The following is a 26,784-nucleotide window of genomic DNA, read 5'->3' on the forward strand; positions in this document are numbered from 1 at the left end:
TTACGGGTGCAGACGTAAGTCTATTGGCGTTTTGCCAGGCTGGCCGCCGATCTCTCTGACGAGTTTCGGCACCAGAAACCCTGGCAAACGTCTTATTACTTCGGCCATTAACCCAGTGGCCAGCTCATCTGTTACATAAAAATGCCCCGCACCCTGCACCTTGTCCAGGACGTGCAGATAATAGGGTAATATTCCCGCTTCAAATACCGCTTCACTTAACGCTACCTGCGCGTCAGCCGTATCGTTGATCCCCTTAAGTAACACAGCCTGATTCAACAGGGTGATACCGGCTTGCTGTAATGAACGCAGTCGATCACGTAGTGGCTCGCTGACTTCATTGGCGTGGTTAATATGCAGTACCATAATGCGCTGCAGCGGGAGGTTCGTAAACCAGGCGGTAAAATCCTCATCGATACGCGCTGGCAGCACGACCGGCAATCGGGTATGAATGCGTAATCGCTTGATGTGCGGGATGTCGGCGATTTCTTCTGCCAGCCACTTCAGCTGTGTGTCTTTTGCCATCAGCGGATCGCCGCCGGAAAAAATCACCTCGTTGATTTCATCGTGGCGTCGCAGGTAGTGCAGGGTATCTTCCCACTGACTTTTGCTGATGCTGTTGTCGGCGTAAGGGAAGTGGCGGCGAAAGCAATACCGACAATTTACCGCACAACCGCCGCGCACAATGAGCAGCGCGCGAGATTCATATTTATGCAGTAAGCCACGGGCGGCGGTGTCGTGCTCTTCCAGCGGATCTTCACTGAACCCCGGCGTAACAACGAACTCGTCCTTTAGCGGCATGACCTGCCTGAACAGCGGATCATCCGGGTTGCCTTTCTCCATCAAGGCTGCGAAGTGACGAGGTACACGCATGGGAAATAAACGCCTCGCTTTGCTATCCTCCTGATAGGCGTTCACAGGCAATTGCAGATAGCTGAGCAACTCTTCCGGGTTAGTAAAACTAAAAGCTAACTCTTTTTGCCAGTTATGCTCTACAGCAATCGCTTTTTTAGGTATTATTTGCGCCACTTTGTATTTTGCACCTTATGTTTTATCAGAGGATATATGGCTAATTACAGCACTAACGAGTTCAAAGGCGGCCTGAAAATCATGCTGGATGGCGAACCGTGTAACATTCTGGAAAATGAATACGTAAAACCTGGCAAGGGTCAGGCGTTCAACCGGGTTAAAATTCGCAAACTGATTTCAGGCAAAGTGCTTGAAAAAACGTTCCGCTCTGGTGAAAGCGTAGAAGGCGCGGATGTCATGGACACCGAGCTTGCCTACCTGTACACCGACGGCGAATTCTACCACTTTATGAATAATGAAACATTCGAACAAATCGCCGCTGACGAAAAAGCGGTAGGCGATGCGATCAAATGGCTGGTGGAAAACGATGTGTGCACGATCACACTGTGGAACGGCTCTCCTATTACGGTAACACCACCAAACTTTGTTGAGCTGGAAATCACAGAAACGGATCCTGGCCTGAAAGGGGATACAGCCGGAACTGGCGGTAAGCCTGCAACGTTAAGCACTGGCGCTGTAGTTCGCGTCCCGCTTTTCGTACAGACCGGCGAAGTGATCAAAGTGGATACCCGCTCTGGCGAATACGTCTCACGCGTACAAAAATAAGTGATGTCGTGCACCTGTTCGGGTGCACGCCTTTTTTATGTCCTGGCAACCTACCACTACCCATCAGGCACGCGTCGACCGTGCGTCCTTATTAAAAACCATTCGTACGTTTTTTGAAGACCGGCAGGTGCTGGAAGTGGATACCCCTTTGTTGTCATCGGCAACGGTGACCGATGTGCATCTGGACGCCTTCCACACGCAGTTTGTTCACGCTACTTCGGGGAAGCCGCAGACATTGTGGTTACAAACCTCGCCGGAATATGCGATGAAGCGGTTACTGTGTGCACAGAGCGGGCCGATTTACCAAATTTGCAAAGCTTTTCGCCACGAAGGACAGGGTCGCTACCACAACCCCGAATTCACCATGCTGGAGTGGTATCGGCCCGGCTTTACCCATGAGAAGCTGATGGACGAAGTGGATGCATTGCTTGTCGCGACGCTCGCCTGTGAGCCTGCTGACAAGCTCAGCTATCAGCGGGCGTTTCTTACTCATACCGACATTGACCCTTTGACAGCATCTCAGTCGGAACTGGTGTCAGCGCTGACGCACCATGGCATTGATATTTCTGAACCACAAACGCTGAATACAGATAGCCTGTTACAGCTTATTTTCAGCCTGGTGATAGAGCCCAAAATCGGCGCAGAGCGCCCGGTAATGGTATATGGGTTTCCTGCATCACAAGCCGCACTGGCAAAAGTAAATACTCACGATCCACGCACTGCAGACCGATTTGAGGTGTATTTCAAAGGAATTGAACTAGCTAACGGCTTCTATGAATTACAAGATGCCAGCGAGCAGCGTAAACGGTTTGAGGCCGACAATCTTGAGCGATTGTCGATGGGGCTGCCTGAGAAGCCGGTAGACGCCCACCTTTTGCATGCACTGGAAGCCGGATTGCCAGATTGTGCGGGTGTTGCGCTGGGTATAGACCGGCTGTTGATGCTTAGAGCCGGCGCTACCGCTATCAGCGATGTCATCAGTTTTCCTGTAGCGAATGCGTAAGCAAGCTGACGGGCTCGATTCCTACGAGCCCGTCATTAGCTGATTTATTTGATTTTCTTTCTGGTTCTAAGAGCACATAGTAGGCCTAAACCAAATAGCCCAAGTGTCGCTGGAGCCGAAACTTCAGCAGGCTCAAGGTCAAAAGCAAGAAGCCCTTGGTTGCCAAAATCAAATACGACATCGTCAATTGAGCCTTCAAAGGAAGATGCCCAACCGCTGCCAGTACCTATTTTAATGCCAAGAATTTGTTCAGAAGCATAATCTACATCACTAGAACTATAAACATTATCATCCGTGTATGCAGGATCGAGAAGTTGAGCTAGCGTTGGACCAGAATAACCTCCAAAAAAACCATTCGCGGAATCATAAACAGCTAAAATATTTTCTGTACCGTTAGTACTCCATGTATTCCAGGTATTGCCAGGAGCATTTATGTTTGCAGCATAACGAGGGTCGAAAGTCACTCTCTGACCAAACCAAGACCCATCACTGATACCATCCTGTGTTGTGTAAATCTGAACAAAAAAGTCGTTTTGTTCACCGCTAGTAGGCTTTTTCGTTTTAAATGATACGGACTCTAAATTGCCTAAGAAATACTCAGCGGTTGATGTGTCAAAATCAAAGTAGAAATAGTACTCTGAATAGGGAGCAGCTCCGCCAAACGTATCTGCTGACCAGGCTCCATCTCCAACAGGTGCAGACGGGTCTGTTGTACCTGTAATACCCGTGCCTAATCCATTATAAGCGACAACAGCTGCTTGACTGGAAAATGAAAGTGCTGCGACTAAAACTAAACTCAATCTTTTGAACATTGTTCTTCCTTATTGTATTTATATAATTTTGAGCAAAGATGTTTATGCAAGATTTACACCTCAAAAAAACCTCAACATAAACAAACTGATATGAAGGTGTTGTGTTTTATTTGTAAAAAAAATTGACACTTTATGTTAACCGTCTTCTTGGTACCCTTTTGCCAGGCCACTTCCGATTTTCGCTACTTACTTACCACGATATTGGTTTTGTCGGAGAACATTGCTGTTCATCCGTTATCCGGAAAAATACCATTGACATCGAAATGCGCAAGGTTAAAAATGTTATAACATCACATAATGAATATTGATAACCGATAAGAGATAACCATGTTCAGACATTCGCTACTTGCACTCACGGTGGCTGCTGCGTGTTCCGCCAGCCCAGTTGCGCTTGCTCATAGCAGCCAGGTTACACATTCCGGGCTGGCCGGAGCAATCGCCAGTACGCCAGTTACCATCACCGGAAGAGTCACTGCAATTGACGGTAGCCCCGTATCGGGGGCGCGCATTGAGGTTGAAGGCTCTCGCAAGACGGCTTATACCAATGAGCAGGGTGAGTACACATTAGCAGATGTGCCGCTTTCCCATATCCACCTTCATGTTTACAGCAACCGACATATACACGGTGATAAAGATCTTGGCGATGTGTCTGGGAATCAGCAGGTAGACTTTGTGCTGGAGCCAGCGTCGGTAGAAAATATCGTGGTTACAGCCACCGCCATGGAAACCTCGGTGCTGGAGTCGGTAACGCCAGTTACCGTGATTGGGGCTGAGAAGCTCAAAAGAATTCAACAGCCTACGCTGGGGGAAACCTTAAAGCAGACTCCGGGTGTGCATAGTACGTATTTTGGTCCGGTATCCAGTAGTCCGATCATTCGCGGTAACAATGGTCCACGTGTAAAGATTGTACAAAATGGCCTGGACGTATCCGATGTCTCACGTGTTGGTCCTGATCATAACGTTGCCAGCAACACGTCAAGTGCGACGCAGGTAGAAGTATTGCGCGGCCCGGCCACACTGCAGTTCGGGAGCGGCGCCATTGGTGGTGTTGTGAACGTAGTGGATAACCGGATCCCACGCGAGTTGCCCTATGGCGTAGAAGGCGAAGCGGAAGTCAGCTATAGCAAGGTGGACGAAGGAAAGTACGGCAAGGTTGACGTTACCGGTAATCAGGGAAAACTGGCCTATCATTTTGATGCTTACTCACGTGACACTGAGAATGTAGACATTCCCGGTTATGCCTCGCTGGAACCGGATGAGGACGAACCTAAAGGCACGCTGGAAAACAGCAGTATGGAAACGACGGATTTCGTTGCCGGGTTATCATGGGTAGAAGATGAAGGCTACTTCGGTTTTTCTGTCGAAAAACTGGATAACCTTTACGGTGTTCCCGGACACTCTCACGCGCATGGCCACGAAGATGAAGATCATGAGGACGAGGAACACGACGAGCTTGATCACGAAGAGCATGGCGACGACGGCGTAATGCTGGATGTTGACATGACGCGTTACCAGATGGCGGGTGAATGGCATTCGCCAATAGCGTTCATTACTAATGCCAAATTTGCTGCAGCATATACCGATTACGAGCATGCGGAAATTGAAGGCGACGAAATCGGCACCGTATTTACTAATAAGTCCAGTGATATCCGCTTTTCTGTGTCTCATGAAGAAGTGGCCGGCTGGCACGGCGTTCTTGGCCTGCAGCTAAATGACGCCGAGTATGAAGCCGTCGGTGAAGAAGCGTTTACGCCCGCAACCGACTCAAACAGTTACGCACTGTATCTGGTTGAGCAGCGTAATATCGGCAATGTAACGCTGGAACTGGGCGGACGCATTGAGCGCACGGAATATGATGCGGCAGATACTGTCGTTGATTTGCATGTAGATCACAGTGATCACGATCATGAAGAAGAGCATGGTGAAGATGATCATGAGGAGGAATTGCACACTTACGACTTCGATACGTACGGTTTCACGGCAACCTCACTATCTGCAGGCTTTAACTGGGAATATGTGACGGGACAGGCAATCGCGCTGACGCTGTCTCGAAGCGAACGCGCCCCAAGCCTGCAGGAGCTGTTTGCTGCGGGACAGCATCTGGCGACGGAAACCTTCGAAGTCGGACTGGTATTTGACATGGATGACGATGGTGAAATCAGCGAATCGCTACGAAATGTGGAAAAAGAAGTCAGCACGAACATTGATCTGACATTCAGAAAGTTCACCGGTGACTGGGGTTACTCTGTCTCGTTCTTCTACAATCAGGCCGATGATTATATCTACCAGAGTGCAACTGGCTTAACAGCGCTGAGTGAAGCACATGAAGATCACGACGAGCACGAAGATGAGGTCGTTGGTGAGGAGGAGCATAGTGATCATAGCGAAGAGGGAGTGCCAGTATTCTACTTCCAGCAGGCTGATGCCGATATCTGGGGGATGGAAGCGGAAGCGTATTATGATTTGAATGACCAGTGGCGTGTGACCGTGTTTTCTGATCTGATCAACGCAGAAGTGGATGGTGACAACCTGCCGCGCATCCCGCCAATGCGAATCGGATCGGAGTTCAGTTATGTTAACGATGGTCTCAGCGCATCATTCGGTGCTACCTGGCATGATGAGCAAGACCAACTGGCTGCATATGAAACCGTCACGGACGGCTATACCCTGATTGATGCAAGCATTCAGTACGAATTTAACCATACAGGTATCGACTGGGTGGTGTTCGCAAAAGGCAATAACCTGACTGACGAGGAAGCGCGGGTTCATACCTCATTCCTTAAAGACAAAGCGCCGTTGCCGGGTCGTAACCTGACGCTGGGCGTACGCGCTTACTTCTGACTAATCGTGAGCGGCTGACAACGTTCAGCCCGTAAAGTGTTCTGTAAAATGCAGTTTGTTCTCATCGGCAAGCTGCATTTTTTTATGTCTGCCAAATATTGTCTTTTCTCCACTTCCAGTGATTCACCGAGCCACCGTTCTACCCATCCGCGATGCTGTGTGATTGATATTACCTGCAGATATGTGACGTTGAAGCGCACTCGACAAACGGCTTTGCGTCTCACCGATAACCCTTGTAGGCTCTACTATTTCAACGCAGGCGAAGGACGCTATGGACGTAGCAACTATCAAAAGCTGGATGGCGGACATTGATGAGCAGCACATTGTGCTCGGTTATGGCAGTTTGATGAATACTGACAGCCGACAACGTTTTTCTGCCATTCCTCATGATGGCATCCCGGCGACGGTAAAGGGCTTTGCCCGTGCCTGGCTTACGCGTAGTGAAGCCGAAAAGCAGACTTACGTTGGCGCGGTGCCTGACAGCAATGCGCAGCTGAATGCCCAGTTACTTCCCAGTAAGATGGATCCTGGTCTGGCCGAACGTGAGCGCGATTATCAGTTCGTGAGCGTAAGTACTGCGGATCTTGAACTCGACCTGACGGAAGCGGCCAGTACGTTGCTCTTTCCCTGGCTGGAGCGCAAATCGCTTTGGATTTGCGAAACCTTGTTGCAACAGCCCGCTGATCCGGATTTTCCGGTGAGCCAGACTTACATCGATACCTGCATGGCCGGGTGTATAGAACATGGCGGCGAAGACGAAGCTGTGAAATTTATAAAAACCACTTCGCTGTGGGAACATCCACGCAGTAATGACCGGCATGATCCGGTGTATCCACGAGCCGGGCGTGTTCCAAAATCAGTTTGTGCGCGTATCGATGCATTAATGGAGGCATATTTATGATGATTCAATCAGGACATATCCGTTTACGCCGCCTGCATCAGGATGATGCAGACTGGGTACTCAGATTAAACAACGACGCCTTGTGGCAGCGTTTTATCGGAGATCGTGGCGTTACCGATTTAGACTCGGCAAAACAGTACATCATGCAGTGTAACAAAAGCTGGGAGACCAACGGTTTCGGGCTGCTGGCGGTGGAAGACACCCAGCACGATCAGGCATTTGGAATGTGTGGCTTTGTCACTCGTGACAGCTTTGACTGGCCAGACTTAGGCTTTGCATTGTTACCAGAAGCGCGAGGGAAAGGCATCATCAAAGGCGCGGTAAAGGCACTGTGTGCCTGGGCATGTGAAAATAAACTCAGTTCTCGGATCACGGCGATGACGCACCTGGACAATAAGGCGTCTCAGCGCATTCTTATCTCCGCAGGTTTTACCCGTATCGGCACCATTTGTCATAACGGCAAGCAGGAGTATCTGTACTGGCGGGATTTGCCGGAGGAGTAGCCCGGCCATATCGCGCGAGGAGACTTAAGCGCATAGCTTCGGCTGGGAAAAACACATACTGATAGTGCAACACAGCCCACTGGTAAGGGCTGTGTCATGACTGTCTGCTACATGCTGGTATTGACCGCGCAAGATTAAAATGGCGGCAGCAATGTCACTTTTTCGAGGATAATCGGTTCTACCGGCACATTCGGCGCATTCAGGCGCAGCGAATATTCGGTTTCTACTTCTGACATTTTATCGACAATATCACCGCCTTCCACAATCATACCAAACACGGCATACCCCCATTCCCGACCGGGATCCAGGCTGGTATTGCTATTCACGTTGAAAAAGAACTGACGGTTAGCAGTGTGTGGATCGTTCTGACGCGCCATCGCAATAGTGTGAATTTCATTTTTCAGACCATTGCCTGACTCATTAAAAATTTCCGGAAATTTGGATTTCTCATCGAACTCCGGCGTGTAGCCGCCGCCCTGAACGACGAATCCCGGAACCACACGATGAAAGATGGTGCCATTAAATGCCTGTTTATCGACATAGCGTAAAAAGTTGTTCACCGTAATGGGCGCGCGCCGGCGGTCCAGTTCAACCACGATGTCACCCATGGTGGTTTCCATTTTCACGCGGGGATAATAATTATCTGGCTGCACATGCGAGCCATCTTGCTTGTCTTTCGCCGAAACGCTGGCTGACACAAGCAACAACGCGGCAATCAGTAATCGAATCATAAAAGTTCCTTATCGTTTGGCTGCACTCAAAATAACGAATTTCTGCTGGCTTGCAAGTACCTTCACGCCACCAAATAGTCGTTTGAGCTTTACGTGATAATCGAGGTGACGGTTTGCTACCACTATCAAATGGCCTCCCGTGACCAGCAATTCCCGCGAGTCATGGAACATTTGCCAGGCGATATGATCGGTGATGGTATTCTGCTGATGAAACGGCGGGTTACACAAAACCTTGGTGTAAGCCTGGGCATCTGGCTGATGTAGCAGTGCTTCCAGGCAGTTGCTGGGCTCAAAACGGCATTGCGAGAGTTGATCCGGGAAGTTGTCTGATACATTCTGGCGTGCCGATGCCAGTGCCATAAAGGATTCATCCACGAAGGTGACCCGACATTCCGGTGCCATCGACAGCGCGTTTAGCCCGAGGATGCCGTTACCACAGCCTAAATCAATCACGCTGTCGGTATTCTCCACTCGCATATGTTCAAGCATAAAGCGGGCGCCGATATCCAGCGACTGACGGGAAAACACATTCGCATGGTTTACCACCGAGATGGTTTGCCCCGTGGCCAGTTTTGCTGACCAGCGGGTAGGGAACGCAGACGCTTGTACCTTAGGTAGCGGCGTCGACGGTGTGCAGAATATCAGCCGTGATTTCTTCTTCGCCAGCGAGGTGGTGGTTGGGCCTAAATACTTTTCAAACAATGCCAGCACGGACTTTGTGACGGCTTTCACTTTCCCTGCGGCAACAATTTGTGTGTTTGCATCAACGCAGTCACGTAAGTCAGACAACTGTTGCTCCAGCAACGCCAGCGTTCTTGGAATTTTCATTATCACCGTGGTCGGCACGCCTGGGAGCTTATCCACACTGGTGAGTGCCGTGACCGGTGCTGTTACCCGGTTTTCGTCACCGGTTTCACAGGTAAGCCCGTTGGCGTTAAGGTTTTCCTCAAGTGAACGATGGGCAATCCAGGAGTCGGAGATCCAAACGGGCTGGTTATGCGCATACCAACACCCAAGAGCCCCAAAGTCGTCGTTAAAAATCATGAGCCGGACGTCGTCGAGTAGCGTATCGTCACAATGAGACATGATCAGTTCATCGGCGCTGTCCCATGCCTGTAAACTTTTGTGCTGGTGATTGGCAGGATAGCGGATAAGGTTGAAACTTCGCCCTGCGTGTGAAAAATGCGTATTGTTCATTGTCTGTCGTTATTGCTTAATACCTTGGGGAGTCGCTGTGCAGTTTTCTTTATTCGGGGATGATCAGGATAGTCGTGGTAACGAGCCCATAAACCTGGCCCTGCCGGAAGCCAGTGTGCACTATTATCCATCATGGCTGGCAGGTTCTGAGGCCAGCAACTTCCGGCATCGGCTGGAAACTGAGCTCCCCTGGTCACAGGATACCATTAAACTGTTTGGTAAGGCGGTAAAAATTCCAAGGCTTCAGTCCTGGCATGGGGATCCCGACTGTGCGTACACTTATTCCGGATTAACGATGACCCCAAATCCGTGGACACCGGCATTGTCCGAAATCAGGCAGCGATGCGAAGCGACGCTGTCGACGCCCTTTAACAGCGTTCTGGCAAACTGGTACCGTCATGGGCAGGACAGCATGAGCCTGCATGCAGATGATGAGCCGGAACTTGGGCCAACACCGACGATTGCCTCGGTAACGTTAGGCGAGGCGCGCCCGTTTATTTTTAAACACCGTGAGACTGGCAAACGATACACCCACGTGTTGGAGCACGGCAGTTTACTGGTAATGGCGGGAACCACCCAGTCGCATTATGTCCATGGTATTGCAAAGACCCAAAAGCCGGTTGATGGTAGAATTAACCTCACGTTTCGATTTCTTTATCCGCGCTAAGCGCACACCTGCGAGGTTGGCAAATGAATGTAAAAGCTTTTATCGAGTCCACACTGACAGACGCACTAACGCCCCAGCTTCTGGATGTTCAGGACGAGAGTCACATGCATAATGTGCCGGACGGCGCACAAAGTCACTTTAAGGTAACGATTGTTTCTGCGCAGTTTGAAGGCAATCGCCTCATCGCCCGTCATCGCGAGGTGAACACTTTACTTGCTGAAGCGCTGCAGGGACCAGTGCACGCGCTGGCGCTGCACACCTATACAGCGCAAGAGTGGGAAGCCCGTGGCGGGACGTTTAATGAATCTCCTGCCTGTTTAGGCGGTAGCAAATTCGATAATCGTTAAGCGGCACTCACTGGCGTCAGGCTCAGTCTTGCCAGAATTTACTGTGGCGCGACATAGTATTGAGCCGGCTTCCCCTTGATGAATTTCAGCGGAATAGGCGGGGGAGTTCGGGCTGCCTTTTGGTGATTGTCAATTCTCTGCTGCACGTGCACACTATAACGCACACATTTCTTACTACATAAAAACCTCATGCTCGCCAATATTATCCGCTTCGCTTCTAATATCGTCGTGGCCATGCTTGCCATTTTACTCAGTTTTGCCGTGTTAGATGGTATCTGGCTGGGGGTGATAGCGGGCGACTGGTATCGCGCCGAAATGCAATCACTGTTACGTGAACAGGTTATCACCTGGCCCTGGGCGGTATTTTACCTGCTGTATGGAGGTGTTATTTTCGTTCTCGCGGTAGTCGCCAATCGTGATAAGCCGCTGTATTACGCAGGTATTGATGGAGCATTACTCGGACTGGCAGCTTATGGTACCTACAACCTGACCAACTACAGCCTGATTGACGGATTTTCACTTACTCTCGCACTGGTTGACTGGTGTTGGGGGATCGTGGTTACCGGGCTATGCGCTATGGCGGGCTGGGCAGGATTCCGTTTGAAAAGAGGCGGTTGACGCTGTAACGGATGTAGACGGGAGTGAAGGCAAGACTCTTTTAAATGATCAAAAGGCAGGCGCCTGCAGTATCACAAAAAAAGGTGTAATCACTTTTAAGTAATACTGGAGTCTGTTATCCGTTCAACTGCATTTTGCTGCCCAGCATTAACAGAGGCAGGTGGCAGCGCTCTCTGCCTGTTACCCTTTTCACAGGCTCAGGGGGCTGAACTGGGTGTCAGCACCATTGTAGAAACCTCGTATTTTGAATCCCGTAATGACGAGGACGAATGGATCACGCGCGGGTTGATCACTGTTTCATTGTCCGGCAAGAAAGGCGCCCTGGATTACTACATCAGTGGTCAGATGCTGGAAGGCAGGAACGCATCCACCCAAATCGGCGATATTCAGGTAGCCTCGAATATTGATGCTGAAAAATTCGCTAGACTTTACGAATACTGGCTGAGCTATGAGATTGCATCACTCGATGGAAGAGTGACGGTGGGACAGATGGATCTGAATACCAGGTTTGCCTACGCGGATAATGCCAGCGAATTCCTGAATTCCTCCATGGGAATAAGCCCGACAATTTTCACGATCCCGACCTACCCGGAGCCTGCACTATCACTGGTGTACGAGCAGAATATAACCTCGCAGCAATCGCTTTCCGGTGCCGTTAGTGCCGGTGCTGACAATGATGATTTTTCCGACTTGTTTTATATGGCGGAGTGGCAATATCGGGCTGACAATTTCACAGTGAAAGCTGGTGGCTGGCATCATACCGGTGATCTGACGAGGCTGGACGGAACTGTCGATAGCGGCAGTGAAGGGTGGTATGCGTTACTGGAGGGGCACTCGGCAAGTTTACCACTTCGCTATTATGCACAGTACGGCTACACGGATGAACGGTTAACCGAAATGTCCCAACATGTGGGAGCTGGTGTTACCACAGATCACTTTTTGTTTCAGAAGAAAGCACAGATTGGCGTTGGCGTTACCGCGGTCAGGCTCAGCGACCTGGTAGATTCACAAAAGCGCTGGGAGACCGTTGCCGAAGTTTTCGTTAAATTTGTTCTTAATGAGTCTGTCTCGGTAAAACCGGATCTTCAGTATGTGATGTCACCGGCCGGTGATGACCGCAATGTGTGGGTAAGTACGCTGCGTCTTGCGCTGACCTTTTAACTGCCACTGCCAGAGTCCGTCAGTTACAACGCCCCGGAATACACAAGAAGGCCATAGCCCGCTACGGTCACGGGCAGTGAAAACACTGTGGTTATTACAATGATACTTGCCGCCAGACGGGCATCCCCGCCAACGCCTTTCGTCATCACATAGCTGACAGCCGCGGTGGGGGCGACACAAAGCAGATAGACCACACCTAACGCCATGTCCCGATACCCGAGCATATAACAAGTCAGTGTAATCACTAATGGGTAAAGTAAGCATTTACTAACTGTGCTAAATGCAATATTTCTGGCATTGCCACCCACCGCGCGAAACTCCAGCGAGGCTCCGGTGCACAATAATGCCAGCGGTAATGTCAGTTGTGCAAAGTAATTACCGGTTTTCACCGCGAACTCTGGTAACGGAATTTGCCAGTAGGAGATGGGCATAGCCAGCAAAATAGAGATGATCAGCGGATTGGTGATCATTCCCAGCACGTGCTGCATGGGGGAGCGTTTCGCCGGTAGATAAAAGTTAAGCACAAAAACGGATAAGACGTTAAACAGCGGCGTCACTACGCCAAGCACCACGGCAGCCAGTGCCAGCCCCTCAGTACCATAGAGGTTATCGCAGTAGGCCAGTCCGATGATGCCCATATTGGCACGAAAGCCACCCTGGACGACGACGCCGCGAGCGGCTTCAGGTTGCACAGTTTTATGCGCAACGAGTGTCAGTGCAATGAAAAACAACAGGGTGGAAAGCAGAGTTGCTGCAAGTAACTCAGGATTGGCGGTTAGGGAGAAATCTGCCTGACTGATAGACAGGAATAACAGGGCTGGCAACGCGACATTAAACACCAGCTTTGAACCGGATGTAACAAACGCTTCGTTGAGCAATCCCGCGCGAAACAGCAGGTAACCGGTTGCCAGCAGCACCAGTACCGGGCCGGTTACATTAACAGCGAAGAATAATGTTTCGGTATTCATTGAAATCAGGTCAACACTCTCTAGCAACTGAAACTTCCGACACAGGTAGATAGCATCACGACATATCATCGGCTATGTGTGCCGTTTAACGATAACTTACCGGAATAAGTGAACAATTTCTTCATTTGCGCGAATAAATTGAAAAGGGAAACGCGACATTGAAAATTTGTGTCGCGCCACTATCAGGGTGAAGAGAAATGTTATCGCGTATAAATCTGAATCTGAAACATGTCATTTTGCTGGGAGTACTTTGTGGATTAGCGTGGCTGTTTATCGAGTTGGCCATTGTCATCAGTACCACAGAAACCGTGCAACTGGATCGGAGTATCTTACTGCTGCTGCGGGATCCCAACGATTTAAACAATCCACTCGGCCCTACCTGGCTGGAAGAAATGATGCGTGATGTTACTGCTTTGGGCAGCAACTGGATTTTGTTTTTTCTTGTTCTGGTGTCTGTAGTTTACCTGTTTTTGGTCAGGCAGCGCAGGCTGGCTGTCCTTCTTATTACGTCGATTGTCACTGGCTTTGTTGTGGCATTTTCACTTAAGCATGGCATAGACAGGCCCCGCCCCGACCTTGTTTCTCACGGCACAATGGTCTATACCGCTAGCTTTCCTTCCGCACACGCGATGATGTCGACATTGGTTTATTTTACGCTGGCAGCATTGCTGTCTCAGACACAGACCCGACGATCAGTAAAATTGTTGTTATATATCTGTGCAGGCTTTCTGGCACTTTGGGTCGGCTCCAGCCGGGTATATCTTGGGGTACACTGGCCTTCAGACGTCGTTGCCGGATGGTGCGCGGGTGGATTCTGGGCACTATTGTTTTATTATCTGGCGAAGCGGTTGTCTATAAAAGAGAAGCTGTAGCACAGTGATCATGTTGTGCTCCAATATAGAACAGTGAATGAACGTGATACCGGAGGAAAAATGACTCTGTCCTGGGAGCAACAAACTGCGGCTTTGCTGGCAAACGATAAGCACAGAATGGCGTGTTTACGCGTAGCGCGTTCACTGCAATTGCCTGACTGGTTTATCGGTGCCGGCTTCCTTCGTAATGCCATATGGGACGCCTGCCATCAGCACTCAGACCCAACGCCGCTAAATGATATAGATCTGGTTTATTTCGATAGCGCAGATAAAACACCCTCCCGGGACAGCGCGTTGGAAGCAAAGGCGCACCAATGCCTTCCTGTGGAGTGGGAAATCCGAAATCAGGCCAGAATGCATGAAAAGTATGGCAGCCCGCCCTATAAAAATACTGCGCATGCCATTGCGCACTGGGTTGAAGTACCAACCTGCGTTGGTGTCAGGCTCAATGACGATGAAACGCTGACCTTTACCGCACCTTTTGGGCTGGGAGAAAACTGGTCTTGTCAGGTGAGGATGAATCCGGAAGTACCACGGCCGGAAGCGTACAAAAAACGTATTGAAAGCAAACGCTGGTCAAAGCGATGGCCTCGTTTGATATTTACGAGACCAGTGTAGAGGTTATCCGGGCAAAAGAATGTAGGGCCATATTGTTGCGACAGACGCATCAGCCGAGACAGATTCAGGTTCTCACCACCTGCAAAAACCAGCCGACAAAAACCGATACCAGCAGACCGAAAAAAGATACCAGCGCCGTGATGTACATCAGATAACTGGTGAGGTCTGGTTCCTCTCCGGACTTTGGCGCGGTGAGCATGCCAGAGGCCTGGAAAATATACAGCGCCGCAACGGACAATAGCAGGATAACCGCCGTTGACATTAGTGTGGCTTTCCAGAAAGTGCGTGGCGCATTCCAGTGAATGATGCCTGCCACTAAAACAGACAACCCGGTAAGTAAATATGGGACCACGACAACCTCGTTAGCGTTTACGGATAAATTCGAAACAATGCGGGGTAAGCTTTGCTTATGCTAGCCCGATTTCAAACCGCCATGTTACCGCAGTACGAAGGGGCTTTCAAAAAACGGTGGCTAAAAACCGCAGAACGGGGGCGTTGGCGAGCCTCATCTGCCCGCCGACTCAGGGTGGCTGTACCCCTGAAACGAAATGGCTCCCCCTGAAACAACGTCATGTATGACAGTTCGCTCATTTACCGGATTGCAGTGTCATCAGAAATGCCTGCATTTTCTTAACGTGCCAGGTACGGCGGTTTTCTTTGGCCAGCTTAACCGCCTGTTGTTGTGAAGCAATTGCCTTATCCAGTTTGTCTGCCTGCCGCTGCGCCCGGGCAAGGTTATACCAGCTGTATGCGTCGTCGGGAAAACGTGAGGCTACCTCGGTAAAAAAGCGCAGTGCATCGTCAGTCTGGCCGTTATCCAGCAGCCAGTTTCCCCGGTTTTGCAGGCTGAGGAAGGGCGATACAGGAAAGCCGTACTTGTCCTCTGAAAGTGTTGCTACGGCATCAATTATTGCGGCCACGCCTCGCTGACTTATTTCAGTATCGCCGGGCAGACCGTTATTTGCCTCGTCAAACACCCACTCCAGTCCGTCCAGCAGTGAGCGGACCGGAAAGCTCATAAAAGCGTGGCCTGAAAGGTCATAATATCGGGTGTTTAGTGGCTTAATGTCTGTCAGCAGCTCATGAAGTGTCTTAATATCATCGATAGTATGCGCGGTCTTGACATGATCATCGGCACAGCTCAACAGTACATAGCGATAGGGGGGAATGTGATTAGCCTTGTCGGTGATATCTGACATCACGTTATTGAAGTTATTTTGTACCTCCGGACAGCTGATAAAGTAAGCCTGAAAGGACTGCGGATGATTTACCAGCATTGACAGACCAATAGTGCCGTTATCTCTGAAACCATTAAAAATCCGAAAGCCTGTCAGCGGGTACTTTTGTTCTATCGCCGGTAACAGACTGTCGGCGATAAAGTCAGCCAGTGGCGTTGCTTTCTGGTCCGGCGCGAACAGCATACCGCTGCGGTTTCCCGGTGCGGGTGTCACGATGATGGTTGACGGCCAGGGGGAATTGCCGTTGTGGCTTAACCAGAATTGCAGCCCTTCAAGGTATCGTCCTGCAAGGGGATGATAGTCGAATAATAAGTTGTATCGGCGCTTAGCCTTAGCATCATAATTGTCAGGCAGATAAACGGTGAAGTGAAGCGGAGCATCTATACTGTCATGGTGAAGTGTCAGTGTGTCGGTTTTTGACTCGGCAAAAGTCGCGATACTCAGGAGCAGTGCTGACAACAATACGGGCCAGATTTTCATGGCATTCCCTGCTATTTTTTTATCAGATTAACAAACTGTTAAAAGATTTTCATTAGCGATGGTGATAGAATCGCCGACCGTTTTTTAACCATCAACAGAATTGGAAATACATGTTTGACATCATTACCAATCGCGACAGCAATGTAAAAAATGACGTGCTGTCGGGAATTACCGTTGCGCTCGCGTTAGTGCCTGAGGCGGTAGCGTTTGCTTTCGTGGCGGGCGTAGAACCCATGATTGGCCTGTATGCGGCATTTATCATGGGGTTGATTACCTCTGCTATCGGTGGTCGGCCGGGAATGATTTCCGGCGCGACGGGCGCGATGGCTGTCGTTATGGTAGCGCTGGTTGCTGAACACGGCGTGCAGTATCTGTTTGCTGCGGTATTACTCGCCGGGGTGCTGCAGATTCTGTGTGGCATATTCCGGCTGGGTAAGTTTATCCGGCTGGTTCCCTATCCGGTAATGCTAGGATTTGTAAATGGCCTTGCTATCGTTATTTTTCTTGCGCAGTTAGGTCAGTTTAAAGTGGTAAACGCCATGGGGGAACTGCAGTGGATGCAAGGCACCATGCTCTACTGGATGCTGGGGCTGGTTGCCATGACGATGGCGATAATCTATCTGCTACCCAAGCTGACAACAGCGGTTCCTGCCTCATTGGTGGCCATAGTAAGCGTGACCTTACTGGTACATGGTCTGGATCTGGAAGCGCGCACCGTCATCGACTTTGTGAGAGACCTGTTGCCAGCGGATCAGAAAGATACCGCTACACTGGCTGGCGAGCTGCCTGGCTTTGCGATCCCTATGGTGCCGTTCACCTGGGAGACCTTCATGATTATCCTGCCTACTGCGGTGATTCTGTGTTTGGTAGGTTTGATTGAATCCCTGCTGACGTTGACGCTGATTGACGAGATGACAGATACCCGCGGTCGCGGGAATAAAGAATGTATTGGTCAGGGCGTGGCAAATACTGTAAACGGCTTCTTCGGAGGTATGGGGGGGTGTGCCATGATTGGGCAGAGCATGATTAACATCAATTCCGGTGGTCGTGGACGCTTGTCTGGGATCACGGCGGCACTGGTGTTACTCGGCTTTATTCTGTTTGCGGCACCGCTGATTGAGATGATCCCTCTGGCGGCGCTGGTGGGCGTGATGTTCGTAGTGGTCATTGCGACCTTCGAATGGGCGTCATTCCGCATCGTGCGTGGTGTAAATAAAGAAGATGCATTTGTGCTGTTTTTGGTTACGGCGGTTACCGTAATTGCCGACCTGGCGATAGCGGTTGTGGTTGGTGTGATTGTCTCGGCACTGGTATTTGCCTGGAAACATGCACGTCATATTGAAGTGAAAAGCCACATTGATAGCGACGGCTGGAAAGTCTACGACCTTGAAGGTCCGTTGTTCTTCGGTTCAGTGACGCATTTCAAGGATCTTTTCGATATCGCAAACGATCCTGAAGATGTCGTTATCGATTTCCAGAATTCACGTATCTGGGATTCATCCGGCATTGATGCCTTGGATACACTGGCTGACAAATATGAAGAGCAGGGTAAGAAGCTGCATATACGCCACATCAGCTCGGAGTGTCGCGGGTTGCTGCGTAAAGCAGGCAAGTTCGTTGAAATGAACGTTAATGAAGATCCGCGCTATCGGGTTGCTACCGACGAACTGGCATAAGGTCCGAAGAAAATGCGACTAAGTCTGTAATCCTCCGCGGGCCCTGAAGCTGGCAATTGCCAGATAGGGTTCGCAGGGAAGGGTAGTCGTCTTTGCCGAAAACGAAAGCCCGGATAGCCAATGCATCCGGGCTTTTTTGTGCCTGACAGGCAGCCATTGCGTGCGTTACACTTCAGTAAATCCGCAATGTTTAGTATTGATTATCTTTTTTATGTCGCACCCGTTCAGCAACTACATCAAAATTATTGGCAAGGGCAAGAAAGGCAGCCGCAGCCTGACCGAGCAGGAAGCGTTTGATGCTATGGGAATGCTGTTGCGCGACGAGGTAACGGCTGAGCAGCGTGGTGCATTTCTGATGCTGCTGCGCACGCAGGAAGAGACCCCGGCAGAAGTGACGGGCTTTTTGCGGGCCTGCCGCTCGCTGATTCGTGATGATTTCCAAAATCTGAACGTGAATGTGGATATCGGTTGCTACGCGGGCAAGCGCAGACAACTGCCTTGGTATCTGCTCGCAGTCGCGCTGCTGGCGAAATCCGCTGGCCCTGTACTGCTGCATGGTGCCCATGAGCCAGGCTCGGGCAGGCTTTATGCCAGCAAGGTGCTGCCAGCGTTAGGGTTGCCGCTCGCTGGCAGCGCAACTGAAGCAAAAACGCATATAGCCCGGCACCAGGCGGCATACCTTGATCTGGGCGAACTTCTTGCACCGCTGAATGAATTGATAAAATTGCGTGAGTGGTTTGGTCTGCGATCCTGCGCCAATACGCTGGCGCGGTTGTTAAACCCCTCTCTTGCGCCCTTTGCCGTGCAAGGGGTGTATCACATGCATCTGGATTACAAGCATTGCCGGGTTAATGAGGCCTTTCCTGAGTATGATTCACTCTGTTTTCGTGGGGATGGCGGCGATCCGGAAGTCAATGCGGAGCGGCCCACAGACTTGCTGATAACGCGACGCGGCCACACCGAGCTGGTGCCGTTTCCGGAGTCATCATCGCGGTGGGCACTCAAAGACAAAGCGATGGACGTGCAAACTCTGTTAGCGGTATGGCGCGGTGAATCGACTCATGCTTATGGCAATCAGGCGATCCTGGCAACTCTCGCAAGCCTGTTAGTTTTCACTCAGTCTTTACCGGTAGAGACTGCCATGAGTCAGGCGAAAGCCATGTGGGAGAAGCGCGATACCAGTACGTTGCCTTTTCTCTGAAGGTCGTTATTGGTCCACTCTACGTAACATTGAAACCCGAATAAGGCATTCACCCGCGCGCTAAAAAAATGTAATTAAATAGCATTTTGTAAATCGCTCCTTTGCCCCTATACTCGCACGTCACCTCCTCATAACGCGTTTCGTTATATCAAACAGAAACAGCACTACATTCATAGCGCTACACTGTTGTTTTTCCATATAGCGGTGTTAATCACTGACTTTTTCAAGGATACGATGTGAGTTACCCTCAATTGCCCCATGAAGTTGCCAGGCTTCAGTCATTAATTGATTTACAGATCCTGGACACGCCCCCTGAAGCTCGCTTTGATGCGATTACCAGTGCGGCACAGGATTACTTTAACAGTAAATCTGCACTGATTTCGCTGGTGGCCGAAGACCGACAGTGGTTTAAATCTAAGCAAGGCCTGGACGTAAACGAAACGCCCCGGAATATTTCATTCTGCACTTATGCTATTGCTGAAGAGGCTTATTTATTGGTACCTGACGCGTTGCAGGATGATCGGTTTGCCAACAATCCGCTGGTAAAAGGTGAGCCCTATATCAGGGCTTACGCAGGCGTTATTTTGCGTTCGCCAGAGGGGTATGAAATTGGCACTTTATGTGTCTTGTTCGCCAGTGCCAGAACCTTTAGCAAAGAAGATATCTCCATGCTTCAGCATTTAGGAAAACTGGCCGAACGCGAGTTCCACGAGGAGTAATTTAGGTGGGGGCCGATGGATGCGGCCCAGGCTTATGCGTCTTTAAGGTACCCTCGCGCCACGGCGATGTCTGCCTGTTCAATGACATAGTCCCAAAGTGCCGGGGCACTTTGTTCAAGAAAGGCATTCCGTTTCAAAATCTGGCTGCGGGCAATGCCGTTTCTGGCCCAGCTACCTCCACCGGCTTTCATGTTCTGAAATACCGGTAATATCCTGTCCATGGCTTTAGCAAACTGCGCATCTGGCGTTTCCGCATCCTCGAACTCCTGCCAAAGTAAACGAAGCTCGGTGTTCAGCGGTGTTGGCAACAGCCCGAATATACGGTCGGCTGCCGCCTGCTCCTTGACTTCCTGTTCTTCGTGATGAGCGTCACTGGCAAACGCAAACATATCGCCGGCATCAATTTCTACCAGATCATGGATGAGGATCATCTGCACCACGCGGGCAAGATTGACGTCACTTCCCGCATACCGGGACAAGCTGACAGCCATGAGCGCTACATGCCAGCTGTGTTCAGCTGAGTTTTCCTGACGATCACCGTCTTCAGGTATACGGACCTGACGCTTTACCGCTTTAAGTTTGTCCAGTTCCCGAATGAAGTCGCTGATTGCTGAGAGGTCGGTCATAGATTACTTCTCCGAAAAAAAACGCGCCATACCGGCGCGTCTTTTATTTCCTGTGAATTGCGGTTAGTCCTTTGCAGACAACCACACAATAAGGTCGACGATGTCGTCCATGGTCATATCAGAGGTGAATGTCGGCTGATATTTGCCATTAACAATAAAGCTTGGCACGCCACTGAGGTACTCGCGGTACTGCTCAATTTGCTTATTGTTCTTTTGCAGCATGCTGTTCACGCCAAAGCTGTTTGCCAGTTTGTCAAATTCAGCAGCGTCTACACCGTTAACAATAAAGATATTACGCAAGTCTTTCAGGCCAGTAACAGAGGCACGTTGCTCATGAATGTAGTTGAAGATTGCCGCGTTCATGGCATCTTCCTGTTTGATCGCGCGGGCAATCATCATGGCACGTGTCGCTTCATCCTGCACTTCTGTGCTGGCAAAGCGCATGAAATTCGCGTGTACTTTGGTCAGTTTAACGTCATCGCCTGCTTTCTCTTTCATCTGCTTTACCAGCGGTTCAAAGCGATAGCAGTGAGGGCACCAGTAAGAAAAGAATTCTTTAATTTCGGGCTTTGCCGTAGCTGGCTCATCAAGCACGATATAATGCGTACCTTCTTTCCAGCGCGCTCCCTGTTCCTGAGCACAAGCCTGAAGTGGCAGCATCAGCGCCATCAGAATAAATAATGCAAATTTTTTCATTTTATTTTCCTTGGGGTAATGCCTAACAGCCGAAGAGAGTATCACAAGGGTTTTGACTCGCCTAGGGTAGACTTATTCGCATCTGCCCTGATTCGGTTGCAACGTATCCACAATGTATTGTTTAGTTTTCGCTTTTCGCATTGCCAGCTGAATATAACCGCTTGCCCGGTTGAGCGGGGCAGTAATCCTGCTAGCGTAATCCGGCTGTTAAAATCGGCGTATGGGCCTATCGTACGGATATTGAAACGCAATTCGATAAAAAGTGCCCGAAAACACGACAGGATTAACAAAATTTCAGTCGAGAATAGTATGGGTGAAAAGCCGGGTTTATATGAGAATATAACCCCGGCATGCGTTGGCAGCTATCCCGCTTGAGTTGCTGGCAGGGACATTAATATTGCAGCGTGACGCTCAACAAGGCGCTGCGGTCATCACCCTGATACCCGACGATATCCTCAAAACCCGCATTGAACGCATTGTTTATCCTCAGGTTCGTGCTCCAGGTGTCGGTAATCTGATACCGGGCATTCAGCGTTACCAGCGTGTATGGATGCAGGCCGATAGTTTGCGCATCTGCTGGATAGGGAGGATAAAAGGTATCCAGACGCGAGCCGGTATAGGCAAGCTTCGCATATCCGGTGAACTTGTCGGTATTAAAGTCGCTGCGAATGGTGATCGCGCCCTGATGACGAGCCCGTCTTAACTCAGTGATGTTATCTGCGCCCTCTTCCTGGCTGGCATCCAGGTAGCTATAACTCAAGGTGATATCCGTGCTGGTAAAGGCCCAGTTCACGCTGGCATCAATGCCCTGACGCTCGCTGTCACTTCCTGCGTTCTGTGCCGTGGCTCCGATATCGGGGACAAACACGTAGCCAAGGATTTCATCTTCGAGCCTGGTGAAATACGTGCTGACTTCTGCACTGGCGTCATTCCAGTTGGCACGAAACCCTAACTCTATTTCACGACTGATTTCTGGTTCCAGATCGGGGTTGCCAGTAAAGGTTCCGGGATAGTAACCGAAACGTTCTGTGAAAGTGGGGTTTTTCACTGCCTGGCCGACACTGGCAAAAACGGCATATTGTGTGTCGAGCTGCCAGGTAACGCCAGCGCGGGTGCTGAACGCCTCGTCAAACTCTGTGTTATCGTCATATCGCGCGCTCAAGGTGGCTGTGACGCTGTCTGTAAACTGCTTACCCGCCTCCCCAAATACACTGGTTGTGGTGTCGTGACGGTGCTGGTTCGGATCGCCATAATCTGTCGGACCACGCTGCTCAAAGAAGCGCTGCAGATACTCCAGACCACCGGCAAGCTGCCAGCCGTTCCCGGTTTCGAAACGATTCAGCCATTGAAGCTGCATACGCTCACCGGTGGTACCGCCGGCGTCAATGCCATTGGTGATATTATCCGCTTCATCGCTACGCCACTGTATGGAAACATCGCTCTGATATCCATTTTGCGCCGGTGTATACCGCCAGTTGATCTTACTGGTGAGCTGGCTGCCTTCGGTTATGTTATTGGCATCGGCAGGCAGGCCGGTAGTGAAATCTGTTGCATCGTACTCGTTTTCGTAATCTACCGAGCGCAGGGTAAACGTCAGGCTGTGGTTATTCGTCAGGCTGGTGTTGAGGTTAAGCCCGGCGGTGAGGTTTTTATAGCCGTCATCCTCGGGTCCCTGTCGTGAGATGTTGTCACCTGCAGTTTTCAGATAATCTGCATACACTGTGAATGAGGTATTCTCACGCTGCGTGGTGGCATTTACGCCGCCCTGCCAGGTTTGCTGAGTGCCGGCACCGGCATGGGAAGTAATGTGATTTCCGGGTTTGACATTGCCATTTGCCGATGTGGTGATGCTAAGCACGCCGCCAACAGCACCGCTTCCCCACAATGCGCTCTGCGGACCGCGGAGTAATTCAATGCGCTGAACATTGGCGGTAGTCAGGTGGGCGAGATCTACCAGGCTGCCCTGACCGATATCGTTGGCAATAACACCATCGATGAGTACCAGCAGGTGATTACTTTCGCTGCCGCGTAACCGGATTTCGGTCAACGAGCCAGGGCTGCCGGATGCAGCAATACTGACGCCGGGAAGACCGCGTAACAAAGCAGTGAGTTGCGTGGCACCGGAAGCCTGAATGTCTTCTGCAGACAATACACTGACTGATGCTGCAAGATTCGATAAGTCAAAGGGCAGGTGAGTGCCGGTGACGGTCAGGGTTTCAATGTCGTTGTGAGATTCAGCCAGCGTGTGGCCGGAATAAGAAAAAAGGGCAGCCGCAAGTGGCGCCACAAGTCGTGCGTGTGTTTTGGTCATGTTGGTTCTCGTCTCGCACTCCGCCCGAGTGCATTACGTTGAAAAGGGCCCAGTATCTGGACATGCATGTCGGGCCGGTATCCGGGCTTGCTTCTGGCGCTGTGAGGCCGCTTGTCACGCCTTCCCATCAGTTATGCTGACAGTGGCTTTTGCGGATTGTGACAAGTGATCGTATGACGATCGAAAGCTTACCGTTGCGGGGGCAGCGTCAGAATTTCACTGACTTCCCGTTTACCCTCAGTCACTGGCCTGTGGCTGAGGCACCACGAACGCGGCGGAGTATATCTAAGTGTATGATAAATAGAAAGTGTTGTAGCAATGAAGTGCCGTGTGCTACATCCCTACCGTGAGTGTCGGTTCATCCAGTGCAGCAAGCTGCTCTTTCAGAGCCAGGATTTGTCCTTCCCAGTATTTGGGCTCGGCAAACCAGGGGAAAGCACGGGGGAAGGCAGGATCTTCCCATCGACGTGACAGCCACGCCATATAGTGGACCATGCGCATGGCGCGCAGCGGTTCGATAAGTGGCAACTGTCGTTTGTCAAAAGTGTGAAACTCTTCATAGGCTTCAACCAGCACGTCCAGCTGCAGTAATTGCTGCTGCCGGTCTCCGCACAGCATCATCCATAAGTCCTGAATGGCTGGCCCCATTCGACAGTCATCCAGGTCGACAAACATGGGGCCATCACGCCACAGAATATTACCCGGGTGGCAGTCACCGTGCAGGCGAATTGAATCGTGGGGCGCAAACCGGGCAATGGTCTCTTTTATAACCGGATCGAGAATAGCAAAAAATGCCGTTTTCAGTGAGTCTGGTAGCAGGGTACTGTGTTCCAGAACATCCCGTGGCTTTAGCAGAAAACTGTCAGTGTCCAGTTGTGGGCGCTGCGTGAAGGGTTGACTCTGGGCCACCCGGTGAATACGCCCGATAAAGCGGCCCATCCACTCAAGCTGGTCTAAATTGTCGACCTCGAATTGACGGCCTCCCACTGAAGGGAAAACAGCAAAGCGAAATCCCTCGGCATGGTGAAGGGTTTTCCCATCGATGATCATGGGCGGAACCATAGGGATGTCGGCATCCGCCAGTTCCAGTGCAAAGTTGTGTTCTTCCTGAATTTGCGCATCGGTCCAGCGTGCCGGACGGTAGAATTTCACTACCATCCGTTGGCCATCATCGGCCTGAAACTGATAAACGCGGTTTTCGTAACTGTTTAAGGCCAGCAGGCCGGTCTGCGGAAAAATACCGCAGGCTTCCAGGGCGTTGAGAATGGTATCTGGCTCAAGCCCTGAAAAGGCAAAGTCTGTCATGAAATCTACCGGTAGAGGAATTTGGTTGGCTCTTCAACCTCTACTGTATCACCGTCACTGTTGGTTGTAGACACACGGAAGTAAATTTCGGTTACCGGATCCTCAAGATTGTAGGCGTCAGTGGCTACCGATACCGGCATGCTGTACACTTCGCCACCATCCACAGTGATGGTGGTGTCGCCAATAAAACGATAATCCGGCAGGCCAAGAACTTCAATCGAGTAAGCGTATTGCGTCTGCGATTTATTCAGTATTTTTAGGGTATACACATTCTCTATGAGACCGTCATTGGTTTCCCGGTACAGTGAATTGCGATCGCGGATAATGTCGACTTCCAACGGAATGCGCATCATCAGGTTAGCGGTCAGCAGGCCAACCATTACCAGCAGAACCGCAAAATACCCTACCAGTTTGGGGCGCACGATGTGCGTTTTTCCGCCCGACAACTCTTCTTCAGAGGTGAAGCTTATCAGGCCTTTGGGATAGCCCATCTTGTCCATCACGCCGTTACAGGCATCAACACACGCACCGCAGTTAATGCACTCATATTGCAGACCGTTGCGTATATCAATACCGGTTGGGCAAACCTGTACGCACAAGTTGCAATCCACGCAATCACCAAGTCCTTTTTCCTGTACCTGCTCATGTGTGAGTTTGCGGGGACGTGGACCACGTTGCTCGCCGCGGCGGGCATCGTAAGACACGGTAAAAGTATCTTTGTCAAACATCGCCGACTGGAAGCGGGCGTAAGGACACATGTGCGTACACATGATTTCGCGCATGTAACCGGCATTGCCATAGGTACACACGGTGAAAAACAACACGGAAAACACCGCCCAGAAGCCGGCGCTGAAGGTGAAGAAGTCGATAAACAACTGACCGATTGGGGTAAAATAACCCACGAAGGTGAGTGATGTGAGTAGCGCTACAGCGACCCAAGCGGTGTGTTTCAGCGTTTTGCGCCAGAACTTGTCGACATCCATCGGGCGTTCGTCAAGCTTCATACGCTTGTTGCGGCTACCTTCAATTTTCTCTTCAAACCAGATGTAGATATACGTCCAGGTAGTTTGTGGGCACATAAAGCCGCACCACACCCGCCCGGCAAAGGTGGTAATAAAGAACAGGGCGAAGGCCGACACAATAAAAATATAAGCCAGCAGGGTAAGATCCTGTGGCCAAAGGGTAAGCGCGAAAATAGTAAAGCGTTGCTCCATGATATCCAGCAATACCGCCTGATGGCCGTCATACTGAATCCAGGGGATCACGGCAAATAACGCAAGAAAGAAAAAGCCAAAAAAACGTCTGAAGGTTTCCAGAGGCCCCTGTACGGCCCGCACGTAAATCCGACTGCGTGATGCGTAGCGTTTGTCCTGGTCACTTTGGGCTGGCTTGTGGACTTTCACCGGTGTCACGTTTTTCACCGGGATCTGCTCGTTCATTCGATACCCTTTTTAATGCAAATGGTGATTCAGCAGGTCGAAGTATAACAACCCTGTAAACCCCTGGCTTAATGTAGATCAAATTATTGCGTGCTGGTTTAGATAAACGCTGTCCCCCGCGTATTACAGACCGCGTCAGGACTGATTGCATTGCAGCCAGGATAAAAAAGTGTGCATAGTCTAACGCTTCTATATGGTCATTGACTATGCGCATTTAGTGGT

The 26,784-nt window shown here is 50.5% G+C and carries 26 protein-coding genes and 1 riboswitch; of the genes, 14 read left to right on the forward strand and 12 right to left on the reverse strand.

What is annotated here, in order from left to right; translation table 11 throughout:
• Nucleotides 1-1,026, reverse strand: a complete 1,026-nt coding sequence (epmB, locus tag JKP77_RS12910; RefSeq protein WP_218311648.1) for an EF-P beta-lysylation protein EpmB — start codon at nt 1,024-1,026, stop codon at nt 1-3.
• 36 nt (nt 1,027-1,062) lie between these two features.
• Between epmB and efp the strand changes: the two genes are divergently transcribed.
• Nucleotides 1,063-1,632 carry an elongation factor P gene (gene efp, locus JKP77_RS12915; protein ID WP_218311649.1) on the forward strand — a complete coding sequence of 190 codons (570 nt, stop codon included), beginning with the start codon at nt 1,063-1,065 and terminating at the stop codon, nt 1,630-1,632.
• A gap of 37 nt (nt 1,633-1,669) precedes the next feature.
• A complete protein-coding gene (gene epmA, locus JKP77_RS12920; RefSeq protein WP_218311650.1) occupies nt 1,670-2,635 on the forward strand; it encodes an elongation factor P--(R)-beta-lysine ligase in 966 nt (321 codons plus the stop codon).
• 44 nt (nt 2,636-2,679) lie between these two features.
• Here epmA and JKP77_RS12925 read toward each other — a convergent pair whose 3' ends face one another.
• Entirely contained in the window at nt 2,680-3,447 is a 768-nt protein-coding gene (locus JKP77_RS12925) for a PEP-CTERM sorting domain-containing protein (RefSeq protein WP_218311651.1), read from the reverse strand.
• Between the two features lie 327 nt (nt 3,448-3,774).
• Here JKP77_RS12925 and JKP77_RS12930 point away from each other — a divergent pair, with 327 nt between their 5' ends.
• The 3 genes from JKP77_RS12930 (at nt 3,775) to JKP77_RS12940 (ending at nt 7,692) form a co-directional block, all read left to right on the forward strand.
• Nucleotides 3,775-6,288 carry a TonB-dependent receptor gene (locus tag JKP77_RS12930; protein ID WP_218311652.1) on the forward strand — a complete coding sequence of 838 codons (2,514 nt, stop codon included), beginning with the start codon at nt 3,775-3,777 and terminating at the stop codon, nt 6,286-6,288.
• 271 nt (nt 6,289-6,559) lie between these two features.
• Nucleotides 6,560-7,189, forward strand: coding sequence for a gamma-glutamylcyclotransferase family protein (locus tag JKP77_RS12935; RefSeq protein WP_218311653.1), 630 nt, complete (start codon nt 6,560-6,562; stop codon nt 7,187-7,189).
• On the forward strand, nt 7,186-7,692 hold the full coding sequence (locus JKP77_RS12940; protein WP_218311654.1) for a GNAT family N-acetyltransferase: 507 nt from the start codon (nt 7,186-7,188) through the stop codon (nt 7,690-7,692). Before JKP77_RS12935 ends, JKP77_RS12940 begins: the two co-directional genes overlap by 4 nt.
• 134 nt (nt 7,693-7,826) lie before the next feature.
• On the opposite strand, the gene JKP77_RS12945 is transcribed toward JKP77_RS12940, so the two are convergent.
• Nucleotides 7,827-8,423: a peptidylprolyl isomerase gene (locus tag JKP77_RS12945; protein WP_218311655.1), complete on the reverse strand. Its 597-nt coding sequence runs from the start codon at nt 8,421-8,423 to the stop codon at nt 7,827-7,829.
• Between the two features lie 9 nt (nt 8,424-8,432).
• Nucleotides 8,433-9,620, reverse strand: a complete 1,188-nt coding sequence (locus JKP77_RS12950) for a methyltransferase (protein WP_218311656.1) — start codon at nt 9,618-9,620, stop codon at nt 8,433-8,435.
• A 37-nt stretch (nt 9,621-9,657) separates the two neighbouring features.
• Between JKP77_RS12950 and JKP77_RS12955 the strand changes: the two genes are divergently transcribed.
• The 4 genes from JKP77_RS12955 to JKP77_RS12970 all read left to right on the forward strand — a co-directional run bounded on the left by JKP77_RS12955 (nt 9,658) and on the right by JKP77_RS12970 (nt 12,413).
• On the forward strand, nt 9,658-10,287 hold the full coding sequence (locus JKP77_RS12955; protein ID WP_218311657.1) for an alpha-ketoglutarate-dependent dioxygenase AlkB family protein: 630 nt from the start codon (nt 9,658-9,660) through the stop codon (nt 10,285-10,287).
• 23 nt (nt 10,288-10,310) lie between these two features.
• On the forward strand, nt 10,311-10,634 hold the full coding sequence (locus JKP77_RS12960; protein ID WP_218311658.1) for a BolA family protein: 324 nt from the start codon (nt 10,311-10,313) through the stop codon (nt 10,632-10,634).
• A 189-nt stretch (nt 10,635-10,823) separates the two neighbouring features.
• The gene (locus JKP77_RS12965) at nt 10,824-11,252 is read left to right on the forward strand and encodes a DUF2177 family protein (RefSeq protein WP_218311659.1); all 429 of its coding nucleotides are present in this window, start codon (nt 10,824-10,826) and stop codon (nt 11,250-11,252) included.
• 285 nt (nt 11,253-11,537) lie between these two features.
• Nucleotides 11,538-12,413: a carbohydrate porin gene (locus tag JKP77_RS12970; protein ID WP_218311660.1), complete on the forward strand. Its 876-nt coding sequence runs from the start codon at nt 11,538-11,540 to the stop codon at nt 12,411-12,413.
• A 23-nt stretch (nt 12,414-12,436) separates the two neighbouring features.
• Here the strand turns inward: JKP77_RS12970 and JKP77_RS12975 are convergent, their stop codons facing one another.
• Complete coding sequence (locus JKP77_RS12975) at nt 12,437-13,381, reverse strand: AEC family transporter (protein WP_218311661.1); 945 nt, start codon at nt 13,379-13,381, stop codon at nt 12,437-12,439.
• A gap of 197 nt (nt 13,382-13,578) precedes the next feature.
• Here JKP77_RS12975 and JKP77_RS12980 point away from each other — a divergent pair, with 197 nt between their 5' ends.
• Nucleotides 13,579-14,253, forward strand: a complete 675-nt coding sequence (locus JKP77_RS12980) for a phosphatase PAP2 family protein (protein WP_218311662.1) — start codon at nt 13,579-13,581, stop codon at nt 14,251-14,253.
• Between the two features lie 60 nt (nt 14,254-14,313).
• Nucleotides 14,314-14,871: a nucleotidyltransferase family protein gene (locus tag JKP77_RS12985; protein WP_218311663.1), complete on the forward strand. Its 558-nt coding sequence runs from the start codon at nt 14,314-14,316 to the stop codon at nt 14,869-14,871.
• A 64-nt stretch (nt 14,872-14,935) separates the two neighbouring features.
• On the opposite strand, the gene JKP77_RS12990 is transcribed toward JKP77_RS12985, so the two are convergent.
• Both JKP77_RS12990 and JKP77_RS12995 read right to left on the reverse strand, forming a co-directional pair.
• Nucleotides 14,936-15,223 carry a hypothetical protein gene (locus tag JKP77_RS12990; protein WP_218311664.1) on the reverse strand — a complete coding sequence of 96 codons (288 nt, stop codon included), beginning with the start codon at nt 15,221-15,223 and terminating at the stop codon, nt 14,936-14,938.
• A 235-nt stretch (nt 15,224-15,458) separates the two neighbouring features.
• Entirely contained in the window at nt 15,459-16,589 is a 1,131-nt protein-coding gene (locus tag JKP77_RS12995) for a tetratricopeptide repeat protein (protein ID WP_218311665.1), read from the reverse strand.
• 110 nt (nt 16,590-16,699) lie between these two features.
• Here JKP77_RS12995 and JKP77_RS13000 point away from each other — a divergent pair, with 110 nt between their 5' ends.
• The 3 genes from JKP77_RS13000 to JKP77_RS13010 all read left to right on the forward strand — a co-directional run bounded on the left by JKP77_RS13000 (nt 16,700) and on the right by JKP77_RS13010 (nt 20,185).
• Complete coding sequence (locus tag JKP77_RS13000; RefSeq protein WP_218311666.1) at nt 16,700-18,265, forward strand: SulP family inorganic anion transporter; 1,566 nt, start codon at nt 16,700-16,702, stop codon at nt 18,263-18,265.
• A gap of 211 nt (nt 18,266-18,476) precedes the next feature.
• The gene (locus JKP77_RS13005) at nt 18,477-19,466 is read left to right on the forward strand and encodes a glycosyl transferase family protein (protein ID WP_218311667.1); all 990 of its coding nucleotides are present in this window, start codon (nt 18,477-18,479) and stop codon (nt 19,464-19,466) included.
• Nucleotides 19,467-19,702: 236 nt separating this feature from the next.
• A complete protein-coding gene (locus JKP77_RS13010) occupies nt 19,703-20,185 on the forward strand; it encodes a GAF domain-containing protein (RefSeq protein ID WP_218311668.1) in 483 nt (160 codons plus the stop codon).
• 32 nt (nt 20,186-20,217) lie between these two features.
• On the opposite strand, the gene JKP77_RS13015 is transcribed toward JKP77_RS13010, so the two are convergent.
• The 5 genes from JKP77_RS13015 to ccoG all read right to left on the reverse strand — a co-directional run bounded on the left by JKP77_RS13015 (nt 20,218) and on the right by ccoG (nt 26,562).
• On the reverse strand, nt 20,218-20,811 hold the full coding sequence (locus JKP77_RS13015) for an HD domain-containing protein (RefSeq protein ID WP_218311669.1): 594 nt from the start codon (nt 20,809-20,811) through the stop codon (nt 20,218-20,220).
• A 63-nt stretch (nt 20,812-20,874) separates the two neighbouring features.
• Complete coding sequence (locus tag JKP77_RS13020; RefSeq protein ID WP_218311670.1) at nt 20,875-21,507, reverse strand: thiol:disulfide interchange protein DsbA/DsbL; 633 nt, start codon at nt 21,505-21,507, stop codon at nt 20,875-20,877.
• A 391-nt stretch (nt 21,508-21,898) separates the two neighbouring features.
• The gene (locus JKP77_RS13025) at nt 21,899-23,818 is read right to left on the reverse strand and encodes a TonB-dependent receptor plug domain-containing protein (RefSeq protein WP_218311671.1); all 1,920 of its coding nucleotides are present in this window, start codon (nt 23,816-23,818) and stop codon (nt 21,899-21,901) included.
• Between the two features lie 55 nt (nt 23,819-23,873).
• Nucleotides 23,874-24,101: riboswitch (cobalamin riboswitch) on the reverse strand.
• 50 nt (nt 24,102-24,151) lie between these two features.
• Nucleotides 24,152-25,123, reverse strand: a complete 972-nt coding sequence (locus tag JKP77_RS13030; protein ID WP_218311672.1) for a serine/threonine protein kinase — start codon at nt 25,121-25,123, stop codon at nt 24,152-24,154.
• A gap of 5 nt (nt 25,124-25,128) precedes the next feature.
• Nucleotides 25,129-26,562 (reverse strand): cytochrome c oxidase accessory protein CcoG, encoded by a 1,434-nt coding sequence (gene ccoG / locus JKP77_RS13035; RefSeq protein WP_218311673.1) that lies wholly within the window; start codon nt 26,560-26,562, stop codon nt 25,129-25,131.
• Nucleotides 26,563-26,784: the final 222 nt, after the last annotated feature.

It is taken from the genome of Alteromonas antoniana (genome assembly GCF_019249295.1).
Lineage (GTDB): Bacteria > Pseudomonadota > Gammaproteobacteria > Enterobacterales > Alteromonadaceae > Alteromonas > Alteromonas antoniana.